This is a genomic window from Methylorubrum podarium (assembly GCF_022179745.1).
GTDB lineage: Bacteria > Pseudomonadota > Alphaproteobacteria > Rhizobiales > Beijerinckiaceae > Methylobacterium > Methylobacterium podarium.
Window position 1 is genome coordinate 1 of sequence record NZ_BPRD01000078.1, and the last position, 10,164, is coordinate 10,164.

Annotated in this window: 8 protein-coding genes; 5 read left to right on the forward strand and 3 right to left on the reverse strand. The window is 70.1% G+C overall.

All coding sequences use genetic code 11. The features are described from left to right. Window positions 1-49: 49 nt before the first annotated feature. Both prmC and MFF42_RS04020 read left to right on the forward strand, forming a co-directional pair. Window positions 50-940: a peptide chain release factor N(5)-glutamine methyltransferase gene (gene prmC, locus MFF42_RS04015; protein ID WP_238254608.1), complete on the forward strand. Its 891-nt coding sequence runs from the start codon at window positions 50-52 to the stop codon at window positions 938-940. Between the two features lie 546 nt (window positions 941-1,486). Then, window positions 1,487-2,692: a DUF4167 domain-containing protein gene (locus MFF42_RS04020; protein WP_238254601.1), complete on the forward strand. Its 1,206-nt coding sequence runs from the start codon at window positions 1,487-1,489 to the stop codon at window positions 2,690-2,692. 102 nt (window positions 2,693-2,794) lie between these two features. On the opposite strand, the gene MFF42_RS04025 is transcribed toward MFF42_RS04020, so the two are convergent. From MFF42_RS04025 to MFF42_RS04035, 3 genes are read right to left on the reverse strand one after another with little or no spacing between them, the layout of a single operon-like run. Then, window positions 2,795-4,588 carry a flagellin gene (locus tag MFF42_RS04025; protein ID WP_238254602.1) on the reverse strand — a complete coding sequence of 598 codons (1,794 nt, stop codon included), beginning with the start codon at window positions 4,586-4,588 and terminating at the stop codon, window positions 2,795-2,797. 14 nt (window positions 4,589-4,602) lie between these two features. Next, window positions 4,603-6,495, reverse strand: a complete 1,893-nt coding sequence (flgK, locus tag MFF42_RS04030; RefSeq protein WP_238254603.1) for a flagellar hook-associated protein FlgK — start codon at window positions 6,493-6,495, stop codon at window positions 4,603-4,605. 26 nt (window positions 6,496-6,521) lie between these two features. After that, window positions 6,522-7,907 carry a flagellar hook protein FlgE gene (locus MFF42_RS04035; protein WP_238254604.1) on the reverse strand — a complete coding sequence of 462 codons (1,386 nt, stop codon included), beginning with the start codon at window positions 7,905-7,907 and terminating at the stop codon, window positions 6,522-6,524. 227 nt (window positions 7,908-8,134) lie between these two features. On the opposite strand from MFF42_RS04035, the gene MFF42_RS04040 reads away from it, so the two are divergent. From MFF42_RS04040 to MFF42_RS04050, 3 genes are all read left to right on the forward strand, one after another. Beyond that, the gene (locus MFF42_RS04040; protein ID WP_238254605.1) at window positions 8,135-8,602 is read left to right on the forward strand and encodes a BLUF domain-containing protein; all 468 of its coding nucleotides are present in this window, start codon (window positions 8,135-8,137) and stop codon (window positions 8,600-8,602) included. Between the two features lie 58 nt (window positions 8,603-8,660). Next, entirely contained in the window at window positions 8,661-9,113 is a 453-nt protein-coding gene (locus MFF42_RS04045; RefSeq protein WP_238254606.1) for a response regulator, read from the forward strand. 200 nt (window positions 9,114-9,313) lie between these two features. Further along, window positions 9,314-10,164, forward strand: an 851-nt coding sequence (locus MFF42_RS04050) for a PAS-domain containing protein (RefSeq protein WP_444980413.1), incomplete at its 3' end; no start/stop codon positions are given.

Below are 10,164 nucleotides of genomic sequence, written 5' to 3' on the forward strand. Positions count from 1 at the left end.
ATCCGTGGGGGAGAGGGACGGGATGCGGATGCGTCGTGCTTGGTCCGGCATGACTCCCGATTTCGCGCCGACCCTCCCCCGCGAAGCCGCCCTGCGCCATCTTGTCCGGGTCTTCGAAGCGGCCCGACTGCCGGACGCCCGCTCGGATGCCCGCTTCCTCGCCCTGCACGCCCTCGCGCTCACCCCCCTCGACCTGACGCTGCGCGGGCGCGAGGCCATCGGCGAGGCCGGGGCCGAGGCGCTGGAGCGGGCGGCGGCGCGGCGGCTCGCGGGCGAGCCCGTCGCGCGGATCGTCGGCGCCTGGGAGTTCTGGGGGCTGCCCTTCGCCCTCGGGCCGGAGACGCTGGTGCCGCGGCCCGACACCGAGAGCGTGGTCGAGGCCGCACTCCGCCTGTTTCCCGACCGGAACCGGCCGCTGCGCCTGGTCGACCTCGGCACCGGCACCGGCTGCATCCTCGTGGCGCTGCTGCACGAGCGCCCGAACGCCCTCGGCATCGGTCTCGACCGGGCGGAGGGCGCGCTGGCGGTCGCCCGCCGGAACGCGGCGGAGAACGGCGTCGGGGATCGGGCCGCCTTCCTGCGCGGCTCCTGGCTCGATGCGCTGGCGGGACCGTTCGACCTGATCGTCTCGAACCCGCCCTACATCGCCGCCCCCGTCATCGCGACCCTCGAACCGGAGGTGCGCCTGCACGATCCGCTCGCCGCCCTCGACGGCGGCACCGACGGTCTCGACGCCTACCGGGCGATTCTCCTCGCGATCGCGCGGCGGCCCGGCCTGCTCTCCGCGGGCGGCGCCCTCGTCCTCGAGATCGGCTACGACCAGGGACGTGCGCTGACGCACCTCGCGCAGGACATGGGATTTGCGGATGTGAGCGTCGGCCGCGATCTCGCCGGCAACGATCGGGTCGTCACGGTTCGGCCATCCTTGGCGGGCAGGTGACGGATCGAAGGGGCGGATTCGGGGACGGTGCGTGGCGCGAAGGCCGCGACACCCGCAGAAATCCGGCATAAGCCGCCCTGGCAACGAAAAAATGCTTGTTGTCGAGGGCGTCAGTCACTAGCTTAGATATGCAGACCGCCAACGGCCCGTTGAGCGTCTCTCACAAAACGCCCGCTGCGCCGCCACGGCCAAAGGGCGCTTCCGAGTTCCGGGAGTTTTGTGAGGCACTCTTTAAGACGGTATCGGCAGGATCGGTTTTGACCGTGTCCTCCGGCTTCGGACGGTCTTCCCACCATCGAGCGGACGCGCTCCGGCAGTCGCGGCCAGGCTCGGTGGGATCGAACCTGACAGTCGAGGGATGTCTCGCGGCGCGCCGGAACAGAGCGCAGCCACCGGACGAGCGGCAAACATCGCGGGATGTGCGCGCTCGGGCGCCCTGCGCCCGGCCCGCCTCGTCCGCGAGCACGGCTCCGGCGCTGTCAGTCACACTGAGCGACAGGTAACGAGGGTCAATCGAGGCCGATGAGACCAAACCAGAATCGACGGATGCGGGGTCGCAATCGGCCCAAGGGTCCGAACCCGCTGACGCGCTCCTACGAGTCGAACGGTCCCGACGTTAAAATCCGCGGTACCGCCCAGCACATCGCCGACAAGTACGCGCAGCTCGCCCGCGACGCCCTGGCGAGCGGCGATCCGATCGCCGCGGAGAACTACTTCCAGCACGGCGAGCATTATTTCCGCATCATCACCGGTGCCCAGGAGCCGGGCCGTCCGCAGGCGAGCCAGGGCTACGCCCGCAACGGCTTCGACGAGGACGAGGACGGCGAGGACGAGACCGTCCAGGGCCAGACCAACGAGGGCGGCCGCCAGGGCTTCGGCTACGGCAGCGACGAGTACGGCGACCCGGCGCAGCAGCCGCAGCCGTTCGAGCGCCACGACTTCGACGGCCGCAACCAGGGCCGCGACCGCAACGACCGGAACCAGCGCTTCCAGAACCGCAACGAGCGCAACGACCGCGGTGACCGGGGCCAGCGGTTCGAGGGCAACCGGCCGGACTACAACCGCGGCGAGCCGCGGCAGGACTTCCGCCAGGACCGCCAGGACCGGCCCGAGCGTCAGGATCGGCCCGAACGCCAGGACCGCCAGGATTATCCCCGTCAGGATCGGCAGGATTACCGGCAGGACCGGCGCCAGGATTACCGGCAGGATTTCGGGCAGCAGCCTCAGGAAGGCCGCGAGAACCCGCGTGAGAACCGCCGCGACGCCGCGCGCTTCGAGAACGGCCGCGGCGAACCCTCCGAGATGCCGCGTCAGGACGCGCGCCAGGGTGAGCCGCGCCAAGATTCGCGTCAGGTCGAGCCGCGCCAAGAGCCGCGTCAGGCCGAACCGCGTCAGGACAGCCGCGCCGAGGCCGCCCCGCGGTCCGAGGGGCCGGTGCGTCCCGACAGCCCGGCGCCGCGGCGCGGGCGCGGCCGTGCGAGCGACCGTGCCGCCGCGGCCGAGGCCGCCGACCCGTCGGCGCTGCCCGCCTTCCTGATGACCGCGACCCGCAATCCCGCTCCGCTGCCGGCTGCGGCCGAGACTCCGGCCCCGCGCTCCGCGCCGGAGCCGCGCGAGGCGGCCCCCGTCGCCGAGGTGCCCTCGGCCGAGGACGCGCCTGCCCCCAAGCCCCGGCGTCGCCGGACCCGCTACAAGGGCACCGAGGACGAGGCCGCTCCGGAGAAGGCCGATACGCCGGACGCCGCCGAGTAAGACGAGCGAGCAAGGCATGACACGGGCGGCCCGAGGGAAACCTCGGGCCGCTCTCGTTTCGGGCGGCATCCCGAGCGGCGGCTGCCGGCCGAGACGACCGGCTCAGCGCAGATAGTTGACGAGGCTCATCTCGGAGAGGATCGAGGTGACCTTGTAGCTCGCCTGCAACTGCGTCTGCAGGCTCAGGAGCTTGGCCGCGACCTCCTCCGTCGAGACCGTATCGACTCCGTCGAGGGAGGCCTCCAGGGTCGCCTTGGTGGTGTTCGCCACCGACTTCGCGTTGGCCATGCTGCTGGCCGCGAGGCCGAAATCGGTGCCGAGCTGCTCGAGGCTCTGCTGGTCCTCGCCCGCGGTGAGCAGGCCCGCCGCCCGGGTCGAGACCGCCTCGAACCGCGCCGTGTCGACGGTTCCGGTCCCGGTGGTGAAGCTCTCGGCCGCGATCGCAGCGATGCCCGCCAGCGTCCGGCGGATCGCCTCCTCGTTGGCCTGGGCGCCGATCTCCACCGTCCGGCTGGTGCCGGCCTGCACGGTCGCCGTCGCCCGCGGGTCGGCGGCGGTGTCGCCCTTGTACCAGATCACGGTCTTGGCGCTCGCGGTCTCGGCATAGCCGTTGCCGTCCGCCGCGACGCGCCGCGGGCTCAGGCCCGCCACGGGCGATCCCTCGAAGAAGTTGAGCGAGGCGCGGGCGGTCGAACTCGCCGAGAGCTCCGTGCCGGCCGCCGTCGTGAGGGCGTTCTGGAGCGTGCGCGAGAGATTCGCGGTGGTCTCCTCCGGCGTCGCGCCGATGGCGAAGGTCGTCGCGGAGGTCGGATCCGCCGCCTGGGCGGCGGTCAGGGTGATCGTCCTGGTCGTGCCGTCATGCAGGCCGAGCTTGAGCGTGATCGCGTCGCCGGCCGTGACGCCGGTGCCGACCGTGAACGAGGTCGAGGCGGCCTGCCCGTTGGCGAAGGCCGCCGTGACGCCGGGCGGGTTCGCGCTCTGCACGCTGGCGATGTCGGCGCCGCCGAGGGCCCGCTTCAGGTTCGCGGCGCTCTCCGCCGGGGTGCTGCCGATGGCGAAGGCGCCCGCGGCGTTCCCGGCTTCGCCCGCGCGGGCCGTCAGGTCGAGGGTCTTCTGGCTGCCGTCGGCGAGCTGCACCACGACCCGCACCTGCGCGCCGTCGGCGGGCTGCTGCGCGAAGTTCAAGGTGACGTCGGGCTTCGCCCCCGCGGTGAAGTTGGCGCCGAGCGCCGCGCTGTTCGAACTCGACGCGCCCATCAGGGTGAAGCCGAAATTCGCCCGTGCCTCCGGATTGGGATCCTCCGACAGGCTGACCGTCAGGGTGCCGGTGCCCTGGATCAGGCGTCCGTTGCCCGCGGGGCCGAGATCGGCTTTCTTCTGTTCGGCGATCAGCGCCTTGAGCCCATCCAGGCCCGCTGCCGGAACGCCGTTCATGATGGCGTCCTGGGACACGACCGGTTCCGTCTCGGTGGCCCGCCCGGAGAAGACGTAGACCCCGCCCGCCTGCTGGTTCAGGGCATCGACGGCCGCCGCGAGGTTGTTGGCGGCGAGCTGGACCGTGGTCGCGGGCAGCATCTCGTTGCGCGAGGCGATGTTGCCGCTGAGGTTGGAGCGGGTGCTGTCGGAGAGCGACTTGAGCTGGGTCAGGCTGGCGCTCGTCAGCTTCACCCGGGTCTCGGCCGAGGAGATCGCCGCGAGATAGCCGTCCTGCGCGCTGATCGCCGCGTGGGCGCTCAGGCTGGTCGTGCGCGCCACGCCGAGGCCGCCATAGGTCTCGGCGGTGCGCCCCGTCGAGAGCTGCTGGGCCAGCCCGTCGAGCTGGTTCTTCATGCTGACGAGGCTCGCCGACTGGCGGTCGAAGCGATAGGTGCCGGCGGCGAAGGCAGAGATGGTCATCGGCGGCTCCGCAGCTAGATTCTGAGCAGGGTGTCGATCATGTCGCGGGCGGCGGTGAGCACGCGGGCATTGGCCGCGTAGGCCTGCTGGAGCGCGATCAGGTTCGACATCTCCTCGTCGATGTTGACGCCCGAGGCGGAGGCGAAGCGGCCCTGCGCCGTCGAGAGGGCGATGCTCTGCCCCTCGTCGAGATCCTGCGCCGCCGCCGCCGCCGCGCCCTGCACCGAGATGACGCCCTGGACGAAGTCCGCGACGCTCGACCGCGTCGGGGCGTCGATGCCGCTGATGCCGCTCGACGAGGAGAACAGGCGCTGCGTGCTCGTCAGCGCGTCGTAGAGGGCCTGGGGCCGGGTCCCGTCGCCGACGCTGGATCCGGCGCCCGTCCCGGTGATCCCGACGAGGCTGCCGGCGCTGCCGACCACGGTCGGGTTCACGGCGATGCGCTGCGCGAAGCCGGTGAGCTGCGAGCCGCCGTCGAAGGAGCCGGTATAGAGCGCGGCGGACGCACCATCGACGAAGAGCGGAAGCTGCGTGGCGGACCCCTTGATGTCGCTCGCCGAGGTGACCTGCGTCACGCTGGCGCTCGCCGCCACCAGGGTGGCGCCGCCGGTCGAGAGGATCCGCAGCGCCCCCGCCGCGCCGCCCGGCGTGCTCGAGACGCTGTAGCCCCCGCCGAGCGCGGCGGAGATCGCGTCACGGACCGAGGCGGGGGAACGGCTCGCGCCGGGCTGCGGGATCGTGAAGGGGATGACCGTGGCGTTGGCGTCGTCGGTGCTCCCGGCCGGAACCGCGGGCGGCGGCGCCTGGTACGAGGGCATCAGGATGATGTTGCGCTGCGTGCCGCTGCCGTCCTGGACCGTCAGGGTGATCGCGTTGCCGGCCGAGAGGCCGGTCAGGTCGATGTCGAAGCCGCCCGTGGTGCCGTCGGTGGGGGGCGTGCCGGTGGCGACGCGGTCGGACATCGCCCGCGACAGGCCCGCCGCGAGGTCGTCGAGCTGGCGCTGAGCCTGCGGCAGCACCGTGTCGCGCAGCTCGATCGCCGCGGCGATCGAGCCGGACCGGATCGCCCCGGAGGCGAGCAGGTCGATCTTGCCGCCGCCGGGCGTCGTCGCGACGATGGTGCCGACGCCGCTATGCGCCGGGTCGGTATCGTAGAGGGCGTTGGCCGAGAGGGTGCCGCGGCCGTCGAAGCTGAGCGAGGCGGCGTCCGAACGATCGAGCAGGGTGACGCCCGAACTCGTCAGCACGCTCACGCTGCCGTCGCTCTGGGTCACGGCGTTGATGTCGATCAGGCCCGACAGGCTGGTGAGCGCCTGGTCGCGCTGATCCTCCAGATCGGGCCGGCTCGGATCGCCGGCCGAGGTCGCGACGATGCGGGTGTTGAGCTTGGCCAATTGCGCGAGCAGGTCGCTCGCCTTGCTCGTGTCGATGGAGAGCTGCGTCTCGAGGCCCGAGCGCAGGGCCTGGACGCCGTTGGCGGCGCTGCCGATGCGCGTGGCGATGTCGTTGGCCGCGCTGAGGACCGTCGCCCGCGCCGCCGTCGAGGTCGGGTTGGCGGCGAGGGTCTGGAGCGAGAGCGTGAAGTTGTTGAACACGCCGTCCAGCGCCGAGCTGTCGCCGGGCCGCCCGTAGAGCGTGTCGAGCTGCGTGCGCGTCTTGGACATCAGCGAGGTGTAGGCCGCGCCCGACGTCTCGGAGCGGAGCTGCTTGAGCGCCGCCGCGTCGAGCGCCCGGGCGACCGTGCCGGTCGCCACGCCGGCATTCCCCGACCCCGAGGTGATCGGCGAGAGCGTGCGCCGGACATAGCCCGCCGTGCCGACATTGGCGATGTTCTGCGAGACGACCCCGATCTGGGCCTGCGTGACCCGCAGGCCGGCGGTGGCCGTGCTGAACGCGTCGAGGGCCAAGGCGCTTCTCCTCGCTCAGGGACCGGTCAGCGGATGACGTTCAGGAGGTCGGAGATCATCGTCTGCGCCGTCGACATCACCCGGGTGTTGGCAGAGTAGGCCTGTTGGGTAACGATCATCTTCGAAAATTCCGCCGCAATGTCGGTATTCGACTGCTCGAGGTTCGAGCCGACCAGGGTCGAGTCCTTGAGCCCGCTGATCGCCTCGCCCGAGGCGACGGTCTGCTGGTAGTTGCCGAGCGAGTCCGGCTTCAGCCCGTCGGGGTTGACGAACTGGGCCACCTCGACCCGGGCCAGCCCGATCACCGAGCCGTTCGAGTACTTGCCGCTGATGATGCCGTTCTCGCCGACCTCGACGGAGTTCAGCGAGCCCGAGGCGTAGCCGTTCTGCTTGAGGTCGTTGGTCGTCACCGTGCCGGAGGCGGCGGCGTACTGCGTCAGGCCGCCGCCGAGATCGAGGGCCACCGTCCCGACGTTGACGTCGTCGACGGTCAGGTTGTTGATCGCGACCGTGCTCCCCGTCGGCGCCGTCATCTGCCCGCTGGCGCTGAAGGTGAAGGCCTGGCCGATATTGGTCCAGCTCGTCTGGTTGCCGGTGACGCTGGTCTTGTCGGCGGTGAACAGGTTCCAGGTGTCGCTCGTGCCGGTCGCCGTGTCGGCGGCGGCCACCTTCGCCCAGCGGCTCTGGACACTCACGGGGGAGCCGGAGGCGGTGTAGACGGTCAGCGCCGGGCCGGCGATGCTGTTGTCGATGAAGGTCTGCGCGTTGGCCTGGGACACGGTGCCGCCGGTCGCGCCGTTGGTCGGCGTCACCCGCGCGTCGGTGCCGTCGCTGAAGGCGGAGAGCAGGCCCTTGGTCGAGGCGGCGTTGGTGGTGGCCGGCGATTTCGGCAGGTTGGCCGAGTAGGTGATCGTCGTCGTCGGTTTGGCCGGGATGATCGCGTTGGAGATCTTGATCGGCCCCGTGCCGGTGGTCTGGCCGGTCACCGGATCGAGGCTCGCGCCGACGAGGTAGGAGCCCGCCCCGTTCACGAGGTAGCCGTCCTTGTCCGGGGCGAAATCGCCGCGGCGGGTGTAGAGGTTGGCGGTGGAGAAGCTCTCGCCGCCGCCCGTGTCGGTGGTCTTCTTGCGCACCACGAAGAAGCCCTGACCGTCGAGCGCCATGTTGGTGGAGACGCCGGTCGAGACCTTGTTGCCCTGGACCGAGTTGGTGAGCTCCGAGAAGGCCGCGACCGAACCCGCGGTCTGGGTCTTGGGGTTGCTGCTGTCGACGAGCATGTCGACGAAGCCCGTATCGATGCGCTTGTAGCCGGTCGTCTGCGAGTTCGCGATGTTGCCGGAGATGTTGCTCAACGAGAAGGATTGCGCCTTCAGGCCCGAGACCGCGGTCTGAAGCGCGGAAAAGACGTCCATGGCGTTCACTCGCTCCACAAGGCCGCACGAGGTGTTGGATGCCGGAGCGCAATCGGCATGCCAGAGCTAAGCCACTGAGATTGTTGAGGTGGCCTCTCCCCGAACTCGGCAAAATTGGACGATGCGTCCCGAACATGCGGCAGTTTCTGCCGGTTGGGGCCGTGTTTACGGCCCGTTATCGCTACGGCCGTAGGGTGGATGCTGAGCTTTCGCGTCGGACGGCACCCATGAAGAACAAGAGGACGAGCCTCGTCCACCTGATCTACTTCTCGCGCCTGACCATCTCGAACGAGCCGGCCCTGCGCGCGAAGCAGATCGGCGACATCACACGTCAGGCTCAGAAGAAGAACGAGTTCGCGGTGATCACGAGCTTTCTCATCATCGACCAGAATTTCGCGATCCAGGTCGTCGAGGGCGAGCGTCAATCGGTCAACGAGACCTTCCAGCGGATCGCCGCCGATTCGCGTCACCGCGACGTGCAGATCGTCGAGTGGCGCGAGATCGCCAAGCGGGATTTCGTCAGCTCGTTCACTACGGTGAGCCGGACGCCCGCCAACGAGCCGCACTTCGCCAAATCCGGCCTTCTGCCGATGCTGCAGCGGGGCACGCCGAAGGGCAGCGCGATCCACGGGCTGGCCGTCACGCTCCAAGCCGAATCGATGGCCAAGCAGGGCATCGACCATCTGTTCGTTTGAGCGGGCGGGCTGCCCGCCCGCCCTTCAGAGATCCTGTTGAGATACCATCCCGGACGCCATGAGCGACACGCTTCCCATCCTCATCGTCGATGACCAGCCCAAGCTCCTGCGGCTGATCATCGAGTTGATGACCCGCCTCGGATTCCCGGACGTCGAGGGCGTGTCGGACGCCACCGAGGCGCTCGTGCGCATGCGGGAGCGCCGCTACGCCCTCGTCATCTCCGATCTCGCCATGGAGCCGATGGACGGACTCCAGCTCCTGCGGGAGATCCGGGCCGACGACAGCCTGATGAACACGCCCTTCATCCTCACCGAGACCTCGTTCGACTTCGAGGACATCAACCACGCCCACGTCGCGGGCGCCGACGCCTTCATCCTCAAGCCGTTCGACATCAACCTCCTGAAGACGAAGCTGAAACAGGTGCTCAACCGCAAGCCGCGCCGCCGCGAGGCGCCGCTGCCCGCCGAGTCGACGCTGAGCCAGGAATTCCCGCTGCTCGGCAAGTTCTGAACCGGCCGCTTCGGACCCGGCGCGCACGCGTCCCCGGGGAAAGGTTTTTTAGACGCGCGGGATCGCTCGGGCGCCGCACCGCTGCATTGCCGAATGATCGGCAGACCATCAGAAAAACGATCTGTGGTTGGAGTCCGGGTAGGCACTCTTAACCGGATGCGGCCATTCTCGCCGGGAACTGAGACGAAGTCGGGCGAGCGATGCACGCGCAGGCCGAATGTGATGCAGCCGCGGATCGACAATCGGATCCGCCGAGCGGGGCGGTGACCATGCGCGGATCCGTGCAGCGCGCCGGCCTGCGGCTGTGCTTGACCGTGGCCGGATTGGCCGTCGCCGCGCTCGCCGCCTCCTTTTCCGTGGAACCGGTCTCGCGGGCCCTGCTCGTCGCGGGTGCCGGCGCCGCGGCACTCGCCCTCGCGCTCCTCACGCTGCGCCGTCTCGTCCACGATCTCACCGTCGCGATGCGGCCGACCGACATCACGAACCTGCGCCGCCGCGAGGAGGACTTGAGCGACCGCGTCGCCCGGCTGCACGCGGCGCTCGACACCCTGTCTCTCGGCTTCCTGCTCTACGATCGCGATCACCGGCTGCTCGTGGTCAACCGCCGCTATCACGAGATCTACCGCCTGCCCCCCGGCGCCGTGACGCCGGGCATGCCGGCCCTGGAGGTTCTGCGCAGGAACGTCATCACCGAAAATCTGTCGGACTCGAGCGAGGCCGAACAGGTCGCCGAGATCGGTGCGCTGATGGGGGCGGACGCCGTGCCGACCCAGATCCAGCATCTCGCCGACGGACGCGTCGTCGCCATCGAGATCCAGCCGATCGACGGCGGCGGCTTCGTGGCGATCTACGAGGAGGCGACCGAGCGCTGGAACGCCGAGGCCCGCATCGCCCACATGGCCCGGCACGACGCCGTGACCGACCTGCCCAACCGCGTGCTCCTGCGCGAGCGCATCGAGGGGGCAATCACCCAGGCCCGGCGCGACACCGGCTTCGCCGTGCTCTGCCTCGACCTCGACAACTTCAAGCAGGTCAACGACACCCTCGGCCA

Excerpts from the sequence above, each read along its gene's own strand:
- MFF42_RS04020 (WP_238254601.1), top strand. The coding sequence starts at position 1,487 with ATGCGGGGTCGCAATCGGCCCAAGGGTCCGAACCCGCTGACGCGCTCC.
- MFF42_RS04040 (WP_238254605.1), top strand. The coding sequence starts at position 8,135 with ATGAAGAACAAGAGGACGAGCCTCGTCCACCTGATCTACTTCTCGCGC.
- MFF42_RS04045 (WP_238254606.1), top strand. The coding sequence starts at position 8,661 with ATGAGCGACACGCTTCCCATCCTCATCGTCGATGACCAGCCCAAGCTC.
- MFF42_RS04035 (WP_238254604.1), bottom strand. The coding sequence starts at position 7,907 with ATGGACGTCTTTTCCGCGCTTCAGACCGCGGTCTCGGGCCTGAAGGCG.
- MFF42_RS04025 (WP_238254602.1), bottom strand. The coding sequence starts at position 4,588 with ATGACCATCTCTGCCTTCGCCGCCGGCACCTATCGCTTCGACCGCCAG.
- prmC (WP_238254608.1), top strand. The coding sequence starts at position 50 with ATGACTCCCGATTTCGCGCCGACCCTCCCCCGCGAAGCCGCCCTGCGC.